Origin of the sequence: Paraburkholderia edwinii (genome assembly GCF_019428685.1) — a bacterium.
GTDB classification, from domain to species: Bacteria; Pseudomonadota; Gammaproteobacteria; order Burkholderiales; family Burkholderiaceae; genus Paraburkholderia; species Paraburkholderia edwinii.
In genome coordinates, this window is the sequence record NZ_CP080095.1 from 938658 (window position 1) to 960725 (window position 22068).

The following is a 22068-nucleotide window of genomic DNA, read 5'->3' on the forward strand; positions in this document are numbered from 1 at the left end:
AATATAAGACAATAAATACGAAGACTTAAACGCAAGCAATGCGAGACTAAAAACTTCAGATAGTTGACTGAATCAGACGCTTCTTAAATAAATTTGCGACAGCACGTGCCGTTTATCCTGGTTTTATTGAGGCCGCGCGCCGATCGCGCATCGAGGTGAAGTGAGCCGGCTGGCGTCGGCCGTGCGCCCGAAAAGGGCGTCGATCATGCCTTCATCCCAGTATGTGGTTGATCTATTCACATATTGGTGTATCTTGGAAAAGCGCCCTACAATCCGTTCCAACCAGCCGGTCCACCCGGCGAAAACACATCGTCGGCGCCACCGCAGCATAAGCGCGACGAAACGCAAAACGAATCGGAGACAACCCGCTATGGCCTCGTTCCTGTTCTGCCGGCAGCCGGCGCGCATCAGTCGCGCCGCGCCCGTTTGACGTTCCACTCGACGTTCCGCCCGACGTAGCGCAATTCAGTCCCGTCTACGTCCCGCTTGACGTCGTGCGTCACGTTCCCTGATACCCCCAACGTTTGCCTGATCGCCATGAATAAAGCGATGACCAATCACGCCGGGTCCGAGTCCGACGCGGTGAGACAACCCGTAGTACGCCCGTCGAACGGCACGGCGCTCCCGCCCGCCGACCGCGACACGATCGCGCTGCCGAGCACGCTGCTCGATATCACGCCACAACAGGCCGGCACGCAGACGCTGTTGCGCGGCCTCGCGATTCTCGAAGCGGCCGCAGCGGGCGTGCGCGATCTGCGCACGTTCGGCGCCGCGCTCGGCACGACGCGCAGCACGACGCACCGGCTCGTCAGCAGCCTCGTCCAGGCGCGCTATCTGCGCCAGGTGCAGGGCGGCTATCTGCTCGGCCCGAAGCTGATCGAACTCGGCACGATCGCGCTCGAGCAGATGCCGCTCACGACCGTCGCGCGTCCGCATCTGGCCGCGCTCGCCGAAGAAACGCACGACACGATTCACCTCGGCGTGCGCGACGGCGACGACGTGCTCTATATCGACAAGATTCCCGGCACGCGCGGGCTTGAGATGCGTTCGCGCGTCGGCCACCGGATGCCGCTCGCGTCGACCGGTATCGGCAAGGCGATGATGCTCGACCTCACGCCCGAGCAATGGCAGAAGCTGTTCGACGCATCGCGCCGCGCGCTCGCCGGCGTGAGCTTCAAGCCCGACAACCGTCCCGATCTGCAGACCTTCATGCAGCGCATGACGAACTACTCCGGCGGCGGCTTCACCTTCGATCTCGAAGAAAACGAAGCGTCGATCCGCTGCGTCGCGGCGCCGGTGCGCGACGCGTCCGGTTCGATCGTCGCGGCGTTGTCGGTGGCGAGCACGCTGCCGTATATGTCGCTCGAGCGCATGGATGAACTGATTCCGGTCGTGCAGCGCGAAGCGCGCGCGATCTCGGAAGAACTCGGCTGGCGTGCGCCGCAACCGGCAACCCGCAGGATCAAGCGATGACAGCACTGGGTTCACCGCCCTCCATGCGGCCTTCGATGCCGCGCGCGGCTGCGGATAAGTCCGCAGCCGCGACTCGCGACGCACAGAAGCGTCGCAGCGCAGCGGCCGGCGCCGACGATGCCGCCGGCGGCGAGTCGGGCGCCATCGCCAACCACAAAGCGGCACTGATCGCGCTCGACTGGGGCACGACCGCGCTGCGCGCCTATCTGTTCGATGCGGCGGGTCAGTTGCTCGAAACGCGCGCGTCGACGGCCGGCATCATGAACTTGCCGCGCGCCGCGAACGAAGGCGGCTTCGATGCGGCCTTCGACTCCGTGTGCGGCAGCTGGCTCGAACAGGCGCCGCATCTGTCGGTGATGGCAGCCGGCATGGTCGGCAGCGCGCAGGGCTGGAAAGAGGCGCCGTACGTCGACACGCCGGCGAGCCCCGATGCGATCGTGCGCGGTCTCGCGCGCGTCCAGACCGCGAGCGGCGTCGCGCTCCATATCGTGCCCGGTGTGCTCGAGCGCGGCGAACTGCCGAACGTGATGCGTGGCGAAGAGACGCAGATTTTCGGCGCGCTTGCCGGTGACACGGTAACCGTCGCGAACCAGCCGGCAGCGGGAGCAAAGGCAGAAGCGAACGCAGCAAGTGCGGCAAACGAAGATGAAAGCGCGCTGATCGGCTTGCCCGGCACGCACGCGAAGTGGGTGATCGTGCGCGGCACGCACATCGAGCGCTTCTATACGTTTATGACGGGCGAAGTGTTTGCCGCGCTGTCCGAGCACACGATTCTCGGCCGCACCATGACGACGCCCGATCGTCCCGATACGGCGGCGTTTCTGCGCGGCATCAGCGTCGCGCGCAATCACGGCCACGCGGGCATGCTCGCGACGATTTTCAGCACGCGCACGCTCGGCTTGACCGCGCAGCTATCGCGCGAAGAGCAGCCCGACTATCTGTCGGGGCTTCTGATCGGCCACGAACTGAACGGACTCGAAGCGGTGCTCGAGCGTCAGCAGTCGACGCTTGCCGGCCGCACGCTGCGCCTGATCGGCAACGAGGCGCTGTGCGAACGGTATCGGCTCGCGCTCACGCAATACGGCTGCCAGTCGGCCGAACTCGTTAAACATGCAACCGAACGGGGCCTGTGGCGCATTGCCGTGCAGGCAGGCCTCGTAACACCCGCCGCCGGTGCTGCGCCTGCGTCGCGCAACGGCTAACGCCCGAGCGAAGCGCATGCGAACCACGCGGACCGCAACGCAATGGGCCCACGCACCGGCAGGGGAACAGACAAGGAACCGACATGCAAGCTGAACTGAATCTGCCCGGACCCTACCAGCCGCACGCGGGCTTGATGTCCGCCTTCGAAGCGTGTCCGCTGATCGCGATCCTGCGCGGCGTGACACCGGCCGATGCGGCCGATCACGGCCGCGCGCTCTATGAGGCGGGCTTTCGCATCGTCGAGGTGCCGCTTAATTCGCCGCAGCCGTTTGACAGCATCGCGGCGATTCGCCAGGCGCTGCCGCCCGACGCGATCGTCGGCGCGGGCACGGTGCTGCGGGCCGAGTTCGTCCATCAGGTGAAGCAGGCGGGCGGCGAACTGATCGTGATGCCGCATGCGGACCCCGAAGTGGTGATCGCCGCAAAGGCGCATGCGATGGCCTGTTCGCCCGGCGTCGCCACGCCGACCGAAGCGTTTATCGCGCTCAAGAACGGCGCCGACGTGCTGAAGATGTTCCCGGCCGAACAACTGGGCTGCCAGGTCGTGAAGGCGTGGCGCGCGGTGATCGCGGCCCAGGTGCCGCTCGTGCCGGTCGGCGGGATCACGCCCGACAACATGGGTCCGTTTCTGACCGCGGGCGCGAACGGTTTCGGTCTCGGCTCCGCGCTCTTCAAGCCGGGCCAGAGCGCCGCGATTACCGCGTCGCATGCGAAGGCGTTTATCAACGGGCTGCGCATTGCGCGCGCGGGTGCGAAGAAATGAATCGCCTTGCCAGCAAGGTCGCATTGATCACGGGCGCCGGCCGCGGCATCGGCGCCGCGATCGCGCACGCGTTCGCGCGCGAAGGCGCGGCGGTCGTGCTTGCCGAACTCGATATCGAAACGGCGCAGCAGACGGCGCGAGAGATTGAAGCGGCGGTAGCTGCCGGGAACTCCGTCGCGAACGGTAACGCGAGCGGCGGCGCAAGCGCTACGAACGGCGGTAGAAGCGGTGCGAACAGCACAGGCGGAGCAAGTAGCACAAGCGGCACGAGCAGCGCAAGCAGTGTGAGCAGCGCAAACAGCACAAGTGCCGCACGCGTGCTCGCAGTCCGCACCGACGTCACGCAGTCCGCATCCGTGCAGCACGCCGTCGACGAAGCGCAGCGCGCCTTCGGCCCGCTCGACGTGCTCGTCAACAATGCGGGCATCAACGTGTTCTGCGATCCGCTGACGATGACCGACGACGACTGGCGCCGCTGCTTCGCGGTCGACCTCGACGGCGTCTGGAACGGTTGCCGCGCGGCGTTGCCGGGCATGGTCGAACGCGGCCGCGGCAGCATCGTCAATATCGCGTCGACGCACTCGTTCAAGATCATTCCGGGCTGCTTCCCGTATCCGGTCGCCAAGCACGGCGTGATCGGTCTGACCCGCGCGCTCGGCATCGAATACGCGCCGCGCAATGTGCGCGTCAATGCGATCGCGCCCGGCTATATCGAAACGCAGTTGACGCGCGAATGGTGGGACAACCAGCCGGACCCCGCTGCCGCGCAGCAGGCGACGCTCGATTTGCAGCCGATGAAGCGCATCGGCCGACCGGAAGAAGTGGCGATGACGGCGGTGTTTCTCGCTTCCGACGAAGCGCCGTTTATCAACGCGAGCTGTATCACCGTCGATGGCGGGCGCTCGGCGCTTTATCACGATTGACGGGCAATAAGAGCGACGAACGCAACAAGCGCAACAAGAGCAACGAACGCAACATCGAACACAACAAGAGCAATAACGGCAAGAGTACCGTCCACGCCAACCCGTGGCGAGCAAAGTGAACCGGTTGACGCGCTGGCCGCGTGTGTCAGTCCCGGTACAAGAAGACGCGGCCGATAACCTTCTCGTTACTAGTCAGGAGACAAGCATGAAACGCAGAATATTCCTCACGCTCGCGGCGGCAGCGACGACGGCGGTGCTCGTCAACGCGCCGGTTGCGCAGGCGGCCGACCAGGTCAAGATCGGCTTCCTCGTGAAGCAGCCGGAAGAACCGTGGTTCCAGGATGAGTGGAAGTTCGCCGAGATCGCCGCGAAGCAAAAGGGCTTCACGCTCGTGAAGATCGGCGCGCCGTCGGGCGAGAAGGTGATGAGCGCGATCGATAACCTCGCCGCGCAAAAGGCGCAGGGCTTCGTGATCTGCACGCCGGACGTCAAGCTCGGACCGGGCATCGTGGCGAAGGCGAAGGCCGACGGCCTGAAGATGATGACGGTCGACGACCGCCTCGTCGACGGTTCGGGCAAGCCGATCGAGTCGGTGCCGCATATGGGCATCTCGGCTTACAACATCGGCAAGCAGGTCGGCGAAGGCATCGCCGCCGAAATCAAGAAGCGCGGCTGGGACATGAAGGACGTCGGCGCAATCGACGTGACCTACGAGCAGCTGCCGACCGCGCACGACCGTACGGCCGGCGCAACCGACGCGCTCATCGCCGCGGGCTTCCCGAAGGCGAACATCATCGCCGCGCCGCAAGCGAAGACAGACACGGAAAACGCCTTCAACGCAGCGAACATCGCGCTCACGAAGAACCCGCAATTCAAGCACTGGGTGGCCTACGGCCTCAACGACGAAGCGGTGCTCGGCGCAGTGCGCGCTGCCGAAGGCCGCGGCTTCAAAGCCGACAACATGATCGGCATCGGTATCGGCGGTTCGGATTCGGCACTGAACGAGTTCAAGAAGCCGCAGCCGACGGGCTTCTACGGCACCGTGATCATCAGCCCGAAGCGTCACGGCGAGGAAACCTCGGACCTGATGTACGCATGGATTACGCAAGGCAAGGAACCGCCGCTGCTGACGCTGACGACGGGCATGCTCGCCACGCGCGACAACGTGGCGGAAGTGCGTAAGGAGATGGGTCTCGCGTCGAAGTAACGAGCCTTTCGTTACAGGAGACGTGACGTAGCACGAAGTAACGGCAAAGCGCGTGGACGCCTGTGACGTCCGCGCGTTTTGTGCAAACACCAGTGGCAACAGGAGGCGAAGTGTCAGCGACGCTGCGTTTTGACAATATCGGCAAGGTGTTCCCAGGCGTACGCGCGCTCGACGGCATTACGTTCGACGTGCATGCGGGCCAGGTGCACGGCCTGATGGGCGAGAACGGCGCGGGGAAATCGACCCTGCTCAAGATCCTCGGCGGCGAATATCAGCCGGACTCGGGGCATGTATTGATCGACGGCAAAGAGGTGCATTTCGGCAGCGCCGGCGCGTCGATCGCGGCCGGCATCGCGGTGATTCACCAGGAATTGCAGTACGTGCCCGATCTGACGGTCGCGGAAAACCTGATGCTCGGCCGCTTGCCCAATGCGCTCGGCTGGGTCAACAAGCGCTATGCGAAGCGCTATGTGCGCGAGCAGCTCGCGGCGATGGGCGTCGATCTCAATCCCGATGCGAAGCTGCGCAAGCTGTCGATCGCGCAGCGGCAGATGGTCGAAATCTGCAAGGCGCTGATGCGCAATGCGCGCGTGATCGCGCTCGACGAGCCGACCAGCTCGCTGTCGCATCGCGAAACCGAAGTGCTGTTCAAGCTCGTGCGCGATCTGCGCGCCGACAACCGCGCGCTGATCTATATCTCGCACCGCATGGACGAGATCTATCAGTTGTGCGACGCCTGCACGATTTTCCGCGACGGCCGCAAGGTTGCCTCGCACGAGACGCTTGAAGGCGTGAGCCGCGACACGATCGTCAGCGAAATGGTGGGCCGCGAAATTTCGGATATCTATAACTACACGCCGCGCGCGCTCGGCGAAGTGCGCTTTTCGGCCAAGGCGATCGAAGGCGGACCGCTCACGGAACCGGCGAGCTTCGAAGTGCGGCGCGGCGAGATCGTCGGCTTCTTCGGGCTGGTTGGCGCCGGCCGCAGCGAACTGATGCACCTGGTGTACGGCGACGATCCGAAAAAGGGCGGACAACTGACGCTCGACGGCAAGCCGATCAAGGTGAAAAGCGCGGGCGACGCGATCCGCCAGGGCATCGTGCTGTGCCCCGAAGACCGCAAGGAAGAGGGCATCGTTGCGATCGCATCGGTGGCCGAGAACATCAATATCAGCTGCCGGCGCCACTATCTGCGCGCGGGCATTTTTCTCGATCGCAAGAAGGAAGCGGAAACCGCCGACCGCTTTATCAAGCTTCTGAAGATCAAGACGCCGAGCCGCCGCCAGAAAATCCGCTTTCTGTCGGGCGGCAACCAGCAGAAAGCGATTCTGTCGCGCTGGCTGGCCGAACCGGATCTGAAGGTCGTGATTCTCGACGAGCCGACGCGCGGGATCGACGTCGGCGCGAAGCACGAGATTTACAACGTGATTTACCAACTCGCGGAGCGCGGCTGCGCGATCGTGATGATTTCGTCGGAATTGCCGGAAGTGCTCGGCGTTTCCGATCGCATCGTCGTGATGCGGCAAGGCCGTATTTCCGGCGAACTGGCGCGAGGAGCGGCGACCGAGCAATCGGTGCTGAACCTTGCATTGCCGAAGAGTTCGACAGTATCCGAGACCGCACAGGCGGCCTGAAGTCTGAGGAGCAACGACATGCAACAAGCTCAAGAAAACCTCGCGCAACAGGCGGCGAAAAGCGCCGCCGAAGCGCTGATTCCGCAGGCGAACGATCGCCAGAAATGGTGGCAGCAGATCACCGAGTACAGCCTGATCGTAATCTTCGTCGTGATGTTCATCACGATGTCGCTGACGGTCGAACACTTCTTCTCGATCGAGAATATGCTCGGCCTCGCGCTGTCGATTTCGCAGATCGGCATGGTCGCGTGCACGATGATGTTCTGTCTCGCGTCGCGCGATTTCGATCTGTCCGTGGGCTCGACGGTGGCGTTTGCCGGCGTGCTCTGCGCGATGGTGCTCAATGCGACCGGCAACACGTTTATCGCGATCGTGGCCGCGGTGTTCGCGGGCGCCGTGATCGGCTTCGTGAACGGCGCCGTGATCGCGTACCTGCGCATCAACGCGCTGATCACGACGCTCGCAACGATGGAAATCGTGCGCGGTCTCGGCTTTATCGCGTCGCACGGGCAGGCGGTCGGCGTGTCGTCGGAGACGTTTATCGCGCTCGGCGGCCTGTCGTTCTTCGGTGTGTCGCTGCCGATCTGGGTCACGCTGATCTGCTTTATCGTGTTCGGCGTGATGCTCAATCAGACCGTGTACGGCCGCAATACGCTGGCGATCGGCGGCAATCCGGAAGCATCGCGTCTGGCCGGTATCAATGTCGAGCGCACGCGCGTGTATATCTTCCTGATCCAGGGCGCGGTGACGGCCCTGGCCGGTGTGATCCTTGCGTCGCGCATTACGTCGGGCCAGCCGAATGCAGCAGAAGGCTTCGAACTCAATGTGATCTCGGCGTGCGTGCTTGGCGGCGTATCGCTGCTCGGCGGCCGCGCGACGATCTCGGGTGTGGTGATCGGCGTGCTGATCATGGGCACGGTCGAGAACGTGATGAACCTGCTCAATATCGATGCGTTCTATCAGTACCTCGTGCGCGGCGCGATCCTGCTCGCCGCGGTGCTGCTCGACCAGTTGAAGAACCGCGGTTCGCGCGATTGATCTGTGATCGGCGCGCAACCGATACGCAACCTGTGATCGACCTTTAGGGGAAGCGAACCATGTCATCTCCGGCTAACGCAAGCGCACGGCATGCCGCCGATGCCTATGCGCGCTATCCGAGCCTCACGGACCGCACGGTGCTGATCACGGGCGGCGCGACCGGCATCGGCGCGAGCTTCGTCGAGAATTTTGCCGCGCAGGGCGCGCGCGTCGCGTTCTTCGATATCGACGAAACGGCCGGCGATGCGCTGGCCGACGAACTCGGCGATTCGCGGCATAAACCGCTGTTCGCGCGCTGCGACCTGGCCGATATCGACGCGCTGCAGAAGGCGATTGCCGACGTGCGCGCGGCGCTCGGGCCGATCGCGGTGCTCGTCAACAATGCGGCGAACGACAAGCGCCACAAGATCGAGGACGTGACGACCGAGTCGTTCGACGCTGGTATCGCGGTGAACGTGCGGCATCAGTTCTTCGCTGCGCAAGCGGTGGTCGACGATATGAAAGCGGCCGGCGGCGGCTCGATCATCAATCTCGGCTCGATCAGCTGGATGCTGAAGACCGGCAACCTGCCGGTCTACCTGATGGCGAAGTCGGCGGTTCAAGGGCTGACGCGCGGCCTGGCGCGCGATCTCGGGCCGTTCAATATTCGCGTCAATTCGCTGGTGCCGGGCTGGGTGATGACGGAAAAACAGAAACGCCTGTGGGTCGACGACGCGGCCCGCCGCGCGATCAAGGAAGGGCAGTGCATCGACGCCGAGCTGATGCCGGACGATCTCGCGCGCATGGCGCTGTTTCTGGCCGCCGACGATAGCCGGATGATTACCGCGCAGGACATGATTGTCGACGGAGGGTGGGCATGAACGGGGAGGCAGGGGTGCAGGCAAAAACACAGGAACAGCGTGCGGCGCTCGCGATCGACGCGAAATGCGCGCTCGGTGAAGGCGCGACGTGGTGCTCGCGCAGCAACCGCTTCTATTGGGTCGACATCGAAGGCGCGCGCTTGTGGCGCTACGATCCGCGTGATGCGAGCAGCACGTCGTGGTCGATGCCGGAGCGGCTTGCCACCTTCGCGCTGTGCGCCGATCCGCACTATCTGCTGCTCGGGCTCGCGTCGCGTCTTGCGTTCTTCGATCTGGCGACCGGCGCGATCGAGACGATCGTCGAGGTCGAAGCGGGCTTGAATACACGTGTCAACGATGGCCGGTGCGATCGCCAGGGGCGCTTCGTGTTCGGCACCAAAGATGAAAGCGCACCGGCGCAACCGGTCGGCGGCTTCTACCGGCTCAATCGCGACCTTTCACTTGAAAGGCTGCCGTTGCCGGCGCCGGCGATTTCGAACAGCATCGCCTTCAGTCCCGACGGCGCGACGATGTATTTTTGCGACTCGCCGACCCGCGAAATTCGGGCGTGCGATTATGGCGCGGACGGACGCGTGTCGAATGAGCGCCTGTTCGTGCGGCTTACCGATGCGACGGGTGAACCCGACGGTTCGACTGTCGACGCCGAAGGCGGCTTGTGGAACGCGCATTGGGGCGGTGCTCGTGTCGTGCGCTACGATGCGAACGGCGTCGAAACGGAACGCGTGACGGTGCCGACCGCGCAGCCCAGTTGCGTGGCGCTCGGCGGTGCGCGGCTTGCGACGCTCTATGTGACGAGCGCGCGTGTCGGTCTCGATGCCGATGCACTGCGCGAGAATCCGCTTGCAGGCGGCGTGTTTATCGCGACGCCGGCGCGGCGCGGTTTGCCGGAGCCGGTGTTCGAGGGTATCCCACGCTAGAGTCGCGCTGCGGTGTGATCTACAGTTCTGCTGGTTCCGGGTTTTTCTCCGGTGCTGTTAGTGCTTGGGCTTTCGCTTATCCGTTTCCGCTTTCTCCGCTTGAAGCAGGGCAATTCGCAGCATGCAGCACAGACCAAAGAGGCTGCCGTTATTCGCGCAGCCCGCATAAGCCGCCGTCCCTGACGGCGACATTCGATGCCTCTCGAAGGGAGCTTTGACATGACTGTCGCGAATACTGCTGTCCCGTCTTCTTCGTCCTCTTCGTCGTCCTCGTCTTCTTCCGCTTCTCCCACTGAAACGCGTCGCGCGCGGCTGCAGGCGGCGACGCATCCGGTACTGGCCGGGCCGAGCACGTCGGCGGTTGCGATCGGCGCGTCGAATGCCGGCGAAATCGACAACGTCACGCTCGCCAATGCGTACTTGCGTATCGATGTCGCGCCGCATCTCGGCGGCGGCCTCACGCGCTTCGACTGGCGCAGCGAAGGCAATCTGGTGCCGGTGTTCCGGCGCTGCCGTCACGTGAGCCCGCATACCGATGCGAACGAACTCGCGTGCTATTCGCTGCTGCCGTATTCGAACCGGATCGGCGGCGGGCGTTTCACGGTCGGTGGCCGGACAGTCGACGTGCCGTGCAATCGCACCGGCGAAGCGCTGCCGATTCATGGCGACGGCTGGCTCGCGTCGTGGCACGTGGCCGAGATGGGTCAGGAAAGCGTGCGGCTCACGCTCGATCGCAGCGACGGCAAGCCGTATGCATATCGCGCCGCGCAAAGCTATACGCTCGATGGCCCGACGCTCGTGATCACGCTTGATATCGAGAACGTCGGGCGCGATACGCTGCCGTTCGGTCTCGGCGTGCATCCGTTTCTGGTCCGCGACGACGATACGCAGCTGTCGGCCGCGGCCGCGGGCCTCTGGCTTTCCGGCGACGACTGGCTGCCGGTGCGCCAGGTGCCGGTGCCGCCCGCATGGCAGTTCGGCGTGGCGTATCCGTTGCCGCGCACGATGGTCAATCACGCGTTCACCGACTGGAGCGGGCACGCGACCGTGGTGTGGCCGAAGCGGAGATTGTCATTGACGGTGTCGTCGGGCACCGATTACTACGTGCTTTACACGCCGCCTGGCGAGGACTTCTTCTGCTTCGAGCCCGTCGATCACCCGATCAACGCGATGAACCTGCCGGGCGGTGCGGCCGAGCATGGGATGACGATGCTTGCGCGCGGCGAGCGGCTGTCGCGGACATTCCGGTTTACGGTCGAACACGTCGGGCTGCGTGCGGTGGCGGGTGGTAGGGGCGCACGGCGGCAGTGAGGTTTATGCGGGGCGGCGCGCGCTTGTCCCGCGTGCTTGTCGTGATGCGCGTGTGATGCGCGTGTGTCGTGTCTTGCGCGCGCCCTCGTGAAGCTCACCGCGAGCCCGCGCATTAGACGTGTCTAAATGCGCGCGAGTAAAATACGCGCCTTTCCTGCATTCGATGCCCGCGCGCGGGTTTCACTTGTTCCACCCGGGCTCTACCATGACCTCCTTCATTCAGACGCTCAATCTCGCCTGGCAAAACACGAACTCGCTGCTGTGTGTCGGGCTCGATCCGGAGCCGGCGAAGTTCCCCGGCGCGCTCGCGAACCGGTCCGATGCGATCTTCGATTTCTGCCGCAAGATCGTCGATGCGACGGCGCCGTATGCCTGCGCATTCAAGCCGCAGATCGCGTATTTCGCCGCGCATCGCGCGGAAGATCAGCTCGAGCAGCTGATCGCGCATATTCATCTGAAGCACCCTGAATTGCCGGTGATTCTCGACGCGAAGCGTGGCGATATCGGCAGCACGGCCGAGCAATATGCGCGCGAGGCGTTCGACCGCTACCGCGCGGATGCGGTGACCGTGAACCCGTATATGGGCTTCGATTCGCTCGAGCCGTATCTCGAGCACAAGGGCAAGGGCGTGATCGTGCTGTGCCGGACCTCGAATCCGGGCGGCTCCGATCTGCAGTTTCTCGACGCCGGCGGACGGCCGCTTTATCAGACGGTCGCGCAGCTCGCGGCGGAGAAATGGAACGCGAACGGCCAATTGGGCCTCGTGGTCGGCGCGACGTTCCCGAAGGAAATCGAAGTGGTGCGCGGGCTCGTCGGCGACATGCCGCTGCTGATTCCGGGCATCGGCGCGCAAGGTGGCGACGTCGAAGCGACGGTGCGCGCGGGGCGCACCGCGGCGGGTACGGGCATGCTGATCAACTCGTCGCGCGCGATTATTTACGCGGGCAAAGGCGACGATTATGCGGAAGCGGCGGCTGCGGCCGCGCAGAAGACGCGGGATTCGATCAACGCGTATCGCTGATCCGATACGCGAAGAGGGCTCGCTTTCCGATTGTGCGACCGTGCCAAGGCGCCTGAAACAGATCGCGCTTAACGCGGCGCGCGCCGCCTGAATTTCCGCCGCGCGGCGGCGCCTTACGCCCCGCCTTCCACCGGCCCCAGCCGCGCAATCAAATCGCGATGCGCGGGAAACTGCGCCTGCAATTGTGCGACGTCGGCCACTTCGAATTCGCTGAATTCGAACCCCGGCGCGACCGTGCAGCCGACCACGGCGAAGCTCGCCGGATCTTCACACTCGGCGGCGAACCAGTCGCCTCCCAGCACGGTTGCCTGAAACACGGTATCCGGATGCGTGAGCGCGTTGCCGAGCCGATGCGTCGTGAGCTTTCCCTGTCGGTCGAGCACGCGCACGAGGAGCGGATCGCCCGCATAGAAGTGCCAGAGTTCATCGGACTTCAACCGGTGCCAGCGCGAATACGCACCGTCACATAGCATGTAATAGATCGCCGTCGACGCGGAGCGCGGTTCGTTTGCGTTTTCCTTGCGATGGATAGTCTGCGCCGCGCGATACGTCTCGCGGTAGTAGCCGCCTTCCGGGTGCGGCTGCAAGTCGAAGTGGCGGATCAGTTCGTCTTTCGAATGGGCGTTTGTGGGCATGGTCGGCGATGGTTCGGGTTTAGTCCGCGTTCAGCTCGCGTCTGGCAGGGCGTTGGCCGTGATGTGCCGGTAACGTGCGCAACGGACATTGAAGGATGAAGCTTCACCCAACAAAACGCCTCAGCGCTCCCTTTCATCCAGCAATTTAAGCATCCCGCGCAATGCGTGCTCGGCGGCCTGCACACGAATTCGCTCGCGATCGCCCTTGAACACGAGTGTTTCCACAACGGTATGCAGCCGGTTGCTCCAGCCGAACGAGACCATGCCGACCGGCTTCGTTTCCGTGCCGCCGCCCGGCCCCGCAACGCCGGTAATCGCCAGCGACACCTGTGCGCGGCTGTTGCGCAACGCGCCTTCCGCCATCGCGCGCGCGACGGGTTCGCTGACTGCGCCGTGCTTCTCGATCATGTCGGCGGGTACACCGATCATTTCGCTCTTCGCCTGATTCGAGTACGTGACGAAGCCGCGCTCGAACCACCCGCTGCTGCCCGAAATATCGGTGATCGCGGTGGCGACCATGCCCCCCGTGCACGACTCGGCGGTTGCGAGCATCAGACGCTCATCGCGCAGGCGGTTGCCGACGCGGATCGCGAGTTGGTGAACGACGGTATCGGTAGGCATGCTGTATCCCGTTCAGGTTTGCGCTCGGTATTCCGCGCAGGCTTCCGCTCGGTATTCCGCTCGGTTTCCAATTCGATCGGTCTGATGAAGGCGCGCCGGTCAGACCGCCATTCGCCACAACGCAATCACGAGCAACGTGAAAAACGCGGCGACGAGATCATCAAACATGATGCCGAAACCGCCTTTCAGTCTGCGGTCGAAGTAACCGATCGGCGGCGGTTTCACCATATCGAAGAAACGGAACAGCACGAATGCCCACAGTTGCCCGGTGAACGACACCGGCGTGACCAGCAGCAGCACGAGCCAGAACGCGACGATCTCGTCCCACACGATCGGCGAGGGATCTTCGATGCCGAGACGGTTCGCGGTAAAAGCGCAGACCGCTATTCCGCCGAAGAAACCCGCGATAACGAGAATGCCCCATTCGATCACCGTAAGCCGGTCGGCGAACAGCGCGAACGATGCCCACGCGAAGAGCGTGCCGATCGTGCCCGGTACGATCGGCGACAGACCGCTGCCGAAGCCGAGCGAAATCAGATGGCACGGGTGCGACAACATAAAGCGGGCCGTCGCGCGGCGCGGGCCCGGCTTGCGCGGACCGCGATTGTCGACGCCGTTTGCATCGCGTCGCGTGTCCGCGCCGGTGGCTGTCGGGTTGTTGGTTGCCGGGCGGTTCGTGTCCGAAGCGCCCGATGCGGACGCGTTCGATGTCAATGCTTCGGGCGTCGTAGCGCGCGTAGCCGCCGGCTCATCGCTGGGTCGGCCGTCGGTTGCGGAACCACTGTGCGCGCGAGCGCCGGCTGCCGGAGCTCCGGTTGCTGGGTTGCCGTCCACCGGAGTGCCGGCCACCGGAGTGCCGGCCACCGCAGTGTCAGCCACAGGTTTGCTGGCTGCCGGTTCACCTGTCATGGGTCCACTCGCGGAACCGAACGAAGGTTCAGTCTGCATGAAAATGATCGAAGCCTTGCAACGTCAATGTAAGCGGCGCGCCCGTTGCATCGTGCCACGCAATCGTAGGCGTGGCGGCGGCCGAGTCGGGAGCGATTATTGTACCGATGCGAGTCGCGCGTACGCCTGCGTTGTCACTGACTTTTTCAATTGAAGCGCGCGCGGCGACGGGCGCGGTGAAGCACAACTCGTAATCGTCGCCGCCCGCAACCGTGCAGCGGCGCTGCACGTCAGCCGGCAATCGGCTCAATTGCTCTGAGCGAGGCAACGCGTCCGCATCGACTGTCGCGTTCATCTGCGAGCGTTCAAGGATATGCATGAGATCGCCCGCCAGTCCGTCTGAAATATCAAGCGCCGCGTAAGCAAGGCCGCGCAATGCGAGGCCGAGTTCGATACGCGGCTCAGGACGCTCGAGTGCGTGACGAAAGTGCGCGGCGTCGCTTGCGTTCGCCTGCCATTCGTTGCGTGCGACGCCGAGCCCCGCGCGCGCATCGCCGAGCGTGCCCGATACCCAGATGTCGTCGCCGGCGCGAGCGGCATCTCGACGCAGTGCAACATGAGCCGGCACGGAGCCGAACACGGTGATGCACAGATTGAGCGGGCCACTCGTCGTATCGCCGCCGATCAGTTCGCAGTTAAAGCGCTCGGCGATATCGAAGAGGCCCTCGCTGAACGCGGCCAGCCATGCTTCGTCGGCGCGCGGCAGCGAGAAAGCAAGCGTGAACGCCTGCGGTTTCGCGCCCATCGCGGCGAGATCCGACAGGTTCACCGCGAGCGCCTTGTGACCGAGCGCGCGCGGATCGATGTCCGCGAAAAAATGCCGTCCTTCGACAAGCATGTCAGTCGATATCGCCATCATTTCGCCGGCGGGCGGCGCGATCAGCGCGCAATCATCACCAATGCCGAGCGCGATCGCGCCTTCACGCAGCGCGGTGTTCGTGCTCGACGCGGCGCCGCCTGTCGCGCTTGAGGGCGGACGTGTACGCGCCGCACGGCGCGCGAAGAAGCGGTCGATCAGCGAGAACTCGGAAAGCATGCGGTAAAGTCCGGAGTACGGTTAGCGACTGAAGCCGCGCATTGCATTCAGGATCACAACACACTTCTGAATGTTGCGGCGCGATCAGCCCAAATGCGGGTTTTAGCACGGTTTGAGCGGTAGCTATTGTTCCCGGATTGAAAGGCTCGTATTGTGGGATTGGCGCTACAATGCCGTCGAACTTCTATTCTAATCCGCCAATTCAGGCTCGCTTATGTCGACTCCCGCCAATAGCAAACTCCGTGAAGCCGCGCTCGACTATCATGAATTCCCGACCCCGGGAAAGATCGCAGTCACGCCCACGAAGCAGATGATCAACCAGCGCGATCTGGCGCTTGCCTATTCGCCGGGTGTCGCGTTCGCGTGCGAAGCGATCGTTGAGAATCCGCTTAATGCGGCGCGCTTCACCGCGCGCAGCAACCTGGTCGGCGTGGTCACGAACGGTACCGCGGTGCTCGGTCTCGGCAACATCGGACCGCTCGCATCGAAGCCGGTCATGGAAGGCAAGGCGGCACTCTTCAAAAAGTTTGCCGGCATCGACGTGTTCGACATCGAGCTCAACGAGTCGGACCCGCACAAGCTCGTCGATGTGATCGCCGCGCTCGAGCCGACTTTTGGCGGCATCAACCTCGAAGACATCAAGGCGCCCGACTGCTTTATCGTCGAGCGCGAAGCGCGCAAGCGCATGAAGATTCCGGTCTTCCACGATGACCAGCACGGCACGGCGATCGTGGTGGCGGCGGCGATCCTTAACGGCCTGAAAGTGGTCGGCAAGAATATTCGCGAAGTGACGCTTGTTGCATCGGGCGCCGGCGCGGCCGCGCTCGCGTGTCTCGACCTGCTCGTCGACCTCGGGCTGCAGCTCGAAAACATCACCGTGACGGACCTCGCGGGCGTCGTCTACAAGGGCCGCACCGAGCTGATGGATCCGGACAAGGAACGCTTCGCACGCGAAACCAACGCGCGCACGCTTTCCGAAGTGATCGCCGGTGCAGACGTGTTCCTCGGCCTGTCGGCTGCGGGTGTGCTGAAGCCCGAAATGGTCAAGCAGATGGGCGACAAGCCGCTCATCCTGGCGCTTGCGAACCCGACGCCGGAAATCCTGCCGGAAGTCGCGCGCGAACTGCGCCCCGATGCGGTGATTGCAACGGGCCGCACCGACTATCCGAACCAGGTCAACAACGTTCTGTGCTTCCCGTTTATTTTCCGCGGTGCACTCGATGTCGGTGCAACGACCATCACACGTGAGATGGAAATCGCCGCGGTCAACGCGATTGCCGAACTCGCGCGCCAGGAGCAGAGCGATATCGTCGCGACTGCGTACGGCATTCAGGACCTGTCGTTCGGGCCCGAGTACCTGATTCCGAAGCCGTTCGATCCGCGCCTGATCGTGAAGGTCGCGCCGGCTGTCGCGAAGGCGGCGATGGAATCGGGCGTCGCGACGCGTCCGATCGAGGACATGGACGCGTACGAACAGCATCTGCAGCAGTTCGTCTATCACAGCGGCACGACGATGAAGCCGATCTTCCAGCTTGCGCGCAGCGTCGACGCGGGGAAGAAGCGCATCGTGTTCGCCGAGGGCGAGGAAGAGCGCGTGCTGCGCGCGGTGCAGATCGTCGTCGACGAAAAGCTCGCGAAGCCGATTCTGATCGGCCGCCCGGCCGTGATCGAGCAGCGCATTGCGCGTTATGGTCTGCGTCTCGTGGCGGGCCAGGACTACACGATCGTCAATACGGACCACGACGAGCGCTATCGCGACTTCTGGCAGACGTACGCGAAGATGATGGCGCGCAAGGGCATCAGCGAGCAGATGGCGAAGCTCGAAATGCGCCGCCGCACGACGCTGATCGGTTCGATGCTGGTGAAGAAGGGCGAGGCGGACGGCATGATCTGCGGCACGATCAGCACGACGCATCGTCATCTGCACTTTATCGATCAGGTGATCGGCAAGAAGGAAAACGCGAGCGTCTATGCAGCGATGAACGCGCTCGTGCTGCCGAACCGGCAGATCTTCCTCGTCGATACGCACGTGAACGTCGATCCGACGCCGGCGCAGCTGTGCGAGATCACGGTGATGGCGGCCGAGGAAGTGCGGCGCTTCGGCATCGAGCCGAAGGTGGCGCTCCTGTCGCATTCGAACTTCGGCACGAGCCATGCGCCGTCCGCGCAGAAAATGCGCGAGGTGCTCGCGATGCTGAAGGAGCATGCGCCCGACCTGCAAGTGGATGGCGAGATGCACGGCGACGTCGCGCTCGACGCGAACCTGCGCCGCGAGATCCTGCCGGAATCGACGCTCGAAGGCGATGCGAACCTGCTCGTGCTGCCGAACATCGATGCGGCGAACATTTCGTACAACCTGCTGAAGACGGCGGCGGGCAATAACATTGCGATCGGTCCGATTCTGCTCGGCGCCGCGCAGCCCGTGCATGTGCTGACCGCGTCGGCGACGGTGCGCCGGATCGTCAATATGACGGCGCTGCTCGTGGCGGATGTGAACGCCACGCGTTAAATCAAGCGCGTTATGCCGCCAGGTGCTGACGGTCACCGTCACCGGCGTCAGCTGAGCGTCATTCGACTGTGAGCATCGCCGGGTCGTCACCCGAGGCCGCACCGCCGGCCTCATCTCACCTCCACCCGCAAAAAAGGGCGTGCCCGCAACGGGCACGCCTAGGGTGAGCAGGGGATCGATTCACCCAAAAAAGGCCGGATGCTGGCATTCCGTTTTGCGGATCGCCGGGGGCAAGGAGGCATGAGGTACTGCCCCGCATCTCGCCTTGGTTGAATTTTATCTTGTTCGAGATAAGTCCCGCTGTAAAGAGTTGTCAAGAAAGGCGCACAGGGCGGAATGCGCGACGAATGGGCGAGATGCAAGGTTCATTTCTGCTCGCGGGCCGCTTCGTCTAAAACCTTTCATTTTCCGAACGAGCGTTGCTTCCGGGGTCCATTAGCGATACCCTTACGACTTTCATGGTCGTCAAACTCGTGATCTAACAGCGGGAACCCTGATTCATGGCACGCAGGTGGCTTCGCAACGGCGTGCTGGTCGCCGTCCTGTCGGTCGGCGGTCTGTGCAGCGGTTTTGCGCCCGGCGCCGCGTCTGTGGCCTTCGGCCGCGACGTCACCGTACCGGGCAGCACTGACACCGTCGCGGTAGCGCAGTTGCCGCCGGAAGCAGTCAAAACGTTGAACTTGATTGCAGCGGGCGGGCCTTACCCGTATGAGAAGGATGGCGTCGTATTCGGCAATCGCGAGCGGTTGCTGCCACCGCGCCAGCGGGGCTATTACCACGAATACACCGTTCCCACGCCGCGCGCGCATAACCGCGGAGCGCGTCGCATCGTCTGCGGTGGTCCGCTAAGGCGAACCGACAACTGTTTTTACAGCGACGATCACTACGCCAGTTTTAATCGCATCATTGAATGACATCGGGACATACGGCATGAGCGACAACATTTACGCGCACGACCGCAAAGTCGCGAGGGATCTTTTTGCACCCGGTAACGGCAATCTTTTCCAGCGCGTCATGCAGATGCGCGAGGCCGGAGAAGGTCAGGGCGGCCCGGTCGGGCCCGAAGCCGGTACGGCGCATTCATCGAACGAGGATTCCATGAGTCTTTTTGCGACCGTACGACCGAATATCGTACAGTCGATTCGCGCCTTCCGCGTCCAGGATCTGGCCGACGAAGCACAGAAGCTCGGCCAGCATTTTCTGTTTGCCTGCTGCGGCAATGCGCAGAGCAAACAGGAGGTGATGGAAACCATTGCGACGTCCTTCCTGTTTCCGAAGCATTTCGGCAAGAATTACGACGCCTTGTACGACTGCCTGACCGATCTTGTCGCGAAGGCCGGAACGCAACCGGGCTTTGTGATCGTGCTCGAGGCGCTGCCGGTCGCGACGAAGTTCGATAAGGAAGCGCGCGAGACGCTGCTCGACGTGTTCCGCGAGGCGGCGGAGTTCTGGGCCGAGCGCAAGGTCGCGTTCAGGGTGTTTTACTCGTTCGCGTGAATGGATCGAGCGCGCGGCGCACCGGCTCTCGCGATTGCTTCGTAAGATAAGAAAAGGCTTGCCGATCAAAGATTGGCGAGCCTTTTTCGCTTTGTGCTGTCGGGGTGCTCAATCGCAGTAGAACGGTTTACCAGCCACCCCATCGCGCAGCCAGCGCGGACAACACCGCAATTCCTGCCGTTTCGGTACGCAATACACGCGGACCGAGCCCTACGGCGGTGAAGCCGTGGCTCGTTGCTGCCGCTTCTTCCGCGGCCGAAAATCCGCCTTCAGGGCCAATCAGCACCAACGCGCGCCGTTTCGGCGGTTCATGCGTCAGCGCCGAAAACGGGACGCTCGCGCGCGGCGACAGCAGGAGCCGCAACTCGCCGTCTTCCGGTTCTTTCGGCATCGAGCCGAGCCATGTCGCGAGTTCGCGCGTCGGCAGCACTTCCGGCAGGCGATTGCGCCCGCATTGCTCGCACGACGCCTGCACGATGCGCTGCCAGTGCACCTGGCGCCGCTGCGCGCGTTCGCCGGAGAGGCGCACGACACTGCGCGTGGTGGTGAGCGGCGCGAATGCCGATGCGCCGAGTTCCACCGCCTTCTCGATCAGCCAGTCCATCTTGTCGCTGCCCGCAATGCCCTGCGCGAGCGTCAGGTGGTAGGGCGGTTCCGCTTCGGCATCTCGAAAATCGCCGATGCGCACCGTCGAGCCGCGCCGTTCCATTTCGACGACTTCCGCGCCGTATTCGCCGCCCGTTCCGTTGAAGAGCGTGATCGTATCGCCGGGCTGCAGGCGCAACACCTGAACATGTCGATTGACGTCATCAGGCAGGGCGACGACGTCGCCGGACGTCAGCGCGATCCCGACGAAAAAGCGGGGCATAAGCGAAGTTCTCATTGATTTACGACAGATGGCGCGCCAGCGCCCAGCGGTAGCCGTCAGGATCTTCGATTTGCGCGAAGCGGTCGCCCCAGAACTGATCTTGCGGCTCGCTCAACGATTTCGCGCCGGCGGCCATGGCGCGGGCAAATACCGCATCGACGTCGTCGACGTATAGGTAGAAAGACTGCGGTGCGATGGCGTTCGCGCTTTTCGGCGTCTTCGCCTTCGAGCCGAATGCGCCTTCCGGCGCGAACATCACGATCAGCTGATCCTGATAGGTCATCTCGACATGCATCAGGGCGCCGTCGTCGTGCACGCTGTCGCGCACGTGAAAGCCGAGTGCGGTTTCGTAGAAGGCGATCGCCATGCGTGCATCGCGGACCGTCAGATACGGGGTGAGCCACGGCACTCCGGCTGGGCGTGGGGAAGTCATCGAGCTCTCCTGAAGCTTGGGGCGGTCCGATCGTCGCCGTGTGCCCGGGCTGCCGGAAGTTTCGCCGCTGGGCCGGATGCGGATCGCGGCGACGGATGGAGCCGGGCATTGTGCATGTCTGTCATGGCGACGGCTTTAAGAATCGGCCTAGTTTATCGCGCACGGCATGCGGTGCGGCGAACAGCGCGGCGTGCAGTGCCGCATCGTAAAAACGCAGCCCATGCAAACCGCGTTGCACGAGGCGCGCGGCAAGCTCAGGTTCGGCGAGCGAAGCGGGGTCGAGCGTGTCGCTTGCGATGGCCATCATCCACAGCGAACCGTAGAGCGGCACGTACGCGGCAAGCGGGCGGACGATCGCGAAGGCCTGCTGCAAATTCGCCAATAGCGCCGTGACGCGCGCCGCGTGAAAGTACGGCGACCCCAGATGCAGCGAGAGCGCGGCTTGCGGCGCGAGAATGCGTTTCAGGTCTGCGAAGAAGGCTGGCGTGTAGAGGCCTGCGGCGGGCGAATCGGGCGGCGTCAGGTCGAAGACGACAAGATCGAACAGATCGCACGGCATCGGCATTTCGCCCGGAGCGAGTGCCGCATGTTGCGCAACGCAGCGCGCGACATATTTCGCGGCATCGCCGATCACGAGTTCGACACGCGGGTCCTCAAATGCGCCGCCGTGCACGTCGGGCAGATGTTCGCGCGTGAGCCGCACGACTTCGTCGTCGAGTTCCGCCACGACGATCCGCTCGATGCTCGCGTACCTGAGCAACTGTTTTGCCGCGCCGCCATCGCCACCGCCGAGCACGAGCGCCGCGCGCGGCGCCGGATGCGCGAGCGCGGCCGGGTGCGTCATGCATTCGTGATAGATGAATTCGTCGCCGGCCGACGTCATCGGCTGTCCGTCGAGCGTGAAGAGACGGCCGAGCTGCGGCGTGTCCCACACCTCGATGCGCTGATGCGGCGAATCGACGCGCGCGAGCTGGCGCGCATTCGGAAAACCGTAGACCGCATCGGGCGCGGGCTCGAACAGTAGCGAAACGCTCACGGAGCAGCGGTGCGCGGGTGAGGCGCGTCAAGTTGGCGATGCGCCGATTATAAAGGCCGAAGAGCCACGCAACGCCCCGCCGGCAAGGGGGACAAAGCCGATCCTCTGTTAGAATATTCCGCTTTCAGCCGCATC

At 63.8% G+C, this 22068-nt stretch carries 21 protein-coding genes; 14 read left to right on the plus strand and 7 right to left on the minus strand.

Annotated features, from left to right (window positions below; genetic code table 11):
* Nucleotides 1-537: 537 nt before the first annotated feature.
* The 11 genes from KZJ38_RS04145 (at nt 538) to pyrF (ending at nt 12350) form a co-directional block, all read left to right on the plus strand.
* Entirely contained in the window at nt 538-1473 is a 936-nt protein-coding gene (locus KZJ38_RS04145; protein WP_219798903.1) for an IclR family transcriptional regulator, read from the plus strand.
* Entirely contained in the window at nt 1470-2675 is a 1206-nt protein-coding gene (locus KZJ38_RS04150) for a 2-dehydro-3-deoxygalactonokinase (protein WP_246641633.1), read from the plus strand. Before KZJ38_RS04145 ends, KZJ38_RS04150 begins: the two co-directional genes overlap by 4 nt.
* An 83-nt stretch (nt 2676-2758) precedes the next feature.
* Entirely contained in the window at nt 2759-3439 is a 681-nt protein-coding gene (locus KZJ38_RS04155; RefSeq protein WP_219798904.1) for a 2-dehydro-3-deoxy-6-phosphogalactonate aldolase, read from the plus strand.
* Complete coding sequence (locus KZJ38_RS04160) at nt 3436-4362, plus strand: SDR family oxidoreductase (RefSeq protein WP_219798905.1); 927 nt, start codon at nt 3436-3438, stop codon at nt 4360-4362. The genes KZJ38_RS04155 and KZJ38_RS04160 overlap by 4 nt, the downstream gene beginning before the upstream one ends.
* Nucleotides 4363-4567: 205 nt before the next feature.
* Nucleotides 4568-5569: an arabinose ABC transporter substrate-binding protein gene (locus tag KZJ38_RS04165; protein WP_219798906.1), complete on the plus strand. Its 1002-nt coding sequence runs from the start codon at nt 4568-4570 to the stop codon at nt 5567-5569.
* Between the two features lie 110 nt (nt 5570-5679).
* Complete coding sequence (gene araG, locus KZJ38_RS04170; RefSeq protein WP_219798907.1) at nt 5680-7203, plus strand: L-arabinose ABC transporter ATP-binding protein AraG; 1524 nt, start codon at nt 5680-5682, stop codon at nt 7201-7203.
* Between the two features lie 18 nt (nt 7204-7221).
* Entirely contained in the window at nt 7222-8241 is a 1020-nt protein-coding gene (gene araH / locus KZJ38_RS04175; protein WP_219798908.1) for an L-arabinose ABC transporter permease AraH, read from the plus strand.
* Between the two features lie 59 nt (nt 8242-8300).
* Nucleotides 8301-9101, plus strand: coding sequence for an SDR family NAD(P)-dependent oxidoreductase (locus KZJ38_RS04180; RefSeq protein WP_219798909.1), 801 nt, complete (start codon nt 8301-8303; stop codon nt 9099-9101).
* Nucleotides 9098-10018: an SMP-30/gluconolactonase/LRE family protein gene (locus KZJ38_RS04185; protein ID WP_219798910.1), complete on the plus strand. Its 921-nt coding sequence runs from the start codon at nt 9098-9100 to the stop codon at nt 10016-10018. The genes KZJ38_RS04180 and KZJ38_RS04185 overlap by 4 nt, the downstream gene beginning before the upstream one ends.
* Nucleotides 10019-10237: 219 nt before the next feature.
* The gene (locus KZJ38_RS04190) at nt 10238-11329 is read left to right on the plus strand and encodes an aldose 1-epimerase (RefSeq protein ID WP_219798911.1); all 1092 of its coding nucleotides are present in this window, start codon (nt 10238-10240) and stop codon (nt 11327-11329) included.
* 205 nt (nt 11330-11534) lie between these two features.
* A complete protein-coding gene (pyrF, locus tag KZJ38_RS04195) occupies nt 11535-12350 on the plus strand; it encodes an orotidine-5'-phosphate decarboxylase (protein ID WP_219798912.1) in 816 nt (271 codons plus the stop codon).
* A 113-nt stretch (nt 12351-12463) separates the two neighbouring features.
* On the opposite strand, the gene KZJ38_RS04200 is transcribed toward pyrF, so the two are convergent.
* From KZJ38_RS04200 to thiL, 4 genes are all read right to left on the minus strand, one after another.
* Complete coding sequence (locus KZJ38_RS04200) at nt 12464-12985, minus strand: cupin domain-containing protein (RefSeq protein ID WP_219798913.1); 522 nt, start codon at nt 12983-12985, stop codon at nt 12464-12466.
* Nucleotides 12986-13105: 120 nt separating this feature from the next.
* Nucleotides 13106-13606, minus strand: a complete 501-nt coding sequence (locus KZJ38_RS04205; protein WP_219798914.1) for a CinA family protein — start codon at nt 13604-13606, stop codon at nt 13106-13108.
* A gap of 99 nt (nt 13607-13705) precedes the next feature.
* Nucleotides 13706-14320, minus strand: coding sequence for a phosphatidylglycerophosphatase A family protein (locus KZJ38_RS04210; RefSeq protein ID WP_246641634.1), 615 nt, complete (start codon nt 14318-14320; stop codon nt 13706-13708).
* A 223-nt stretch (nt 14321-14543) separates the two neighbouring features.
* Nucleotides 14544-15590 (minus strand): thiamine-phosphate kinase, encoded by a 1047-nt coding sequence (gene thiL, locus KZJ38_RS04215; protein ID WP_219798915.1) that lies wholly within the window; start codon nt 15588-15590, stop codon nt 14544-14546.
* A 214-nt stretch (nt 15591-15804) separates the two neighbouring features.
* Between thiL and KZJ38_RS04220 the strand changes: the two genes are divergently transcribed.
* The 3 genes from KZJ38_RS04220 to KZJ38_RS04230 all read left to right on the plus strand — a co-directional run bounded on the left by KZJ38_RS04220 (nt 15805) and on the right by KZJ38_RS04230 (nt 19596).
* Complete coding sequence (locus tag KZJ38_RS04220) at nt 15805-18099, plus strand: NADP-dependent malic enzyme (protein ID WP_219798916.1); 2295 nt, start codon at nt 15805-15807, stop codon at nt 18097-18099.
* Between the two features lie 500 nt (nt 18100-18599).
* Nucleotides 18600-19013 carry a ribonuclease gene (locus tag KZJ38_RS04225; RefSeq protein ID WP_219798917.1) on the plus strand — a complete coding sequence of 138 codons (414 nt, stop codon included), beginning with the start codon at nt 18600-18602 and terminating at the stop codon, nt 19011-19013.
* A 16-nt stretch (nt 19014-19029) separates the two neighbouring features.
* Nucleotides 19030-19596, plus strand: coding sequence for a barstar family protein (locus tag KZJ38_RS04230; protein WP_219798918.1), 567 nt, complete (start codon nt 19030-19032; stop codon nt 19594-19596).
* 127 nt (nt 19597-19723) lie between these two features.
* Here the strand turns inward: KZJ38_RS04230 and KZJ38_RS04235 are convergent, their stop codons facing one another.
* The 3 genes from KZJ38_RS04235 to speE all read right to left on the minus strand — a co-directional run bounded on the left by KZJ38_RS04235 (nt 19724) and on the right by speE (nt 21933).
* Nucleotides 19724-20464, minus strand: coding sequence for a 16S rRNA (uracil(1498)-N(3))-methyltransferase (locus tag KZJ38_RS04235; RefSeq protein ID WP_219798919.1), 741 nt, complete (start codon nt 20462-20464; stop codon nt 19724-19726).
* 19 nt (nt 20465-20483) lie between these two features.
* Nucleotides 20484-20897, minus strand: coding sequence for a VOC family protein (locus KZJ38_RS04240; RefSeq protein WP_219798920.1), 414 nt, complete (start codon nt 20895-20897; stop codon nt 20484-20486).
* Between the two features lie 121 nt (nt 20898-21018).
* Nucleotides 21019-21933, minus strand: a complete 915-nt coding sequence (speE, locus tag KZJ38_RS04245; protein WP_219798921.1) for a polyamine aminopropyltransferase — start codon at nt 21931-21933, stop codon at nt 21019-21021.
* Between the last annotated feature and the right edge of the window lie 135 nt (nt 21934-22068).

Excerpts from the sequence above, each read along its gene's own strand:
- KZJ38_RS04145 (WP_219798903.1), top strand. The coding sequence starts at position 538 with ATGAATAAAGCGATGACCAATCACGCCGGGTCCGAGTCCGACGCGGTG.
- KZJ38_RS04150 (WP_246641633.1), top strand. The coding sequence starts at position 1,470 with ATGACAGCACTGGGTTCACCGCCCTCCATGCGGCCTTCGATGCCGCGC.
- KZJ38_RS04155 (WP_219798904.1), top strand. The coding sequence starts at position 2,759 with ATGCAAGCTGAACTGAATCTGCCCGGACCCTACCAGCCGCACGCGGGC.
- KZJ38_RS04160 (WP_219798905.1), top strand. The coding sequence starts at position 3,436 with ATGAATCGCCTTGCCAGCAAGGTCGCATTGATCACGGGCGCCGGCCGC.
- KZJ38_RS04165 (WP_219798906.1), top strand. The coding sequence starts at position 4,568 with ATGAAACGCAGAATATTCCTCACGCTCGCGGCGGCAGCGACGACGGCG.
- araH (WP_219798908.1), top strand. The coding sequence starts at position 7,222 with ATGCAACAAGCTCAAGAAAACCTCGCGCAACAGGCGGCGAAAAGCGCC.
- KZJ38_RS04180 (WP_219798909.1), top strand. The coding sequence starts at position 8,301 with ATGTCATCTCCGGCTAACGCAAGCGCACGGCATGCCGCCGATGCCTAT.
- KZJ38_RS04185 (WP_219798910.1), top strand. The coding sequence starts at position 9,098 with ATGAACGGGGAGGCAGGGGTGCAGGCAAAAACACAGGAACAGCGTGCG.
- KZJ38_RS04190 (WP_219798911.1), top strand. The coding sequence starts at position 10,238 with ATGACTGTCGCGAATACTGCTGTCCCGTCTTCTTCGTCCTCTTCGTCG.
- pyrF (WP_219798912.1), top strand. The coding sequence starts at position 11,535 with ATGACCTCCTTCATTCAGACGCTCAATCTCGCCTGGCAAAACACGAAC.
- KZJ38_RS04200 (WP_219798913.1), bottom strand. The coding sequence starts at position 12,985 with ATGCCCACAAACGCCCATTCGAAAGACGAACTGATCCGCCACTTCGAC.
- KZJ38_RS04205 (WP_219798914.1), bottom strand. The coding sequence starts at position 13,606 with ATGCCTACCGATACCGTCGTTCACCAACTCGCGATCCGCGTCGGCAAC.
- thiL (WP_219798915.1), bottom strand. The coding sequence starts at position 15,590 with ATGCTTTCCGAGTTCTCGCTGATCGACCGCTTCTTCGCGCGCCGTGCG.
- KZJ38_RS04220 (WP_219798916.1), top strand. The coding sequence starts at position 15,805 with ATGTCGACTCCCGCCAATAGCAAACTCCGTGAAGCCGCGCTCGACTAT.
- KZJ38_RS04225 (WP_219798917.1), top strand. The coding sequence starts at position 18,600 with ATGGCACGCAGGTGGCTTCGCAACGGCGTGCTGGTCGCCGTCCTGTCG.
- KZJ38_RS04230 (WP_219798918.1), top strand. The coding sequence starts at position 19,030 with ATGAGCGACAACATTTACGCGCACGACCGCAAAGTCGCGAGGGATCTT.
- KZJ38_RS04235 (WP_219798919.1), bottom strand. The coding sequence starts at position 20,464 with ATGCCCCGCTTTTTCGTCGGGATCGCGCTGACGTCCGGCGACGTCGTC.
- KZJ38_RS04240 (WP_219798920.1), bottom strand. The coding sequence starts at position 20,897 with ATGACTTCCCCACGCCCAGCCGGAGTGCCGTGGCTCACCCCGTATCTG.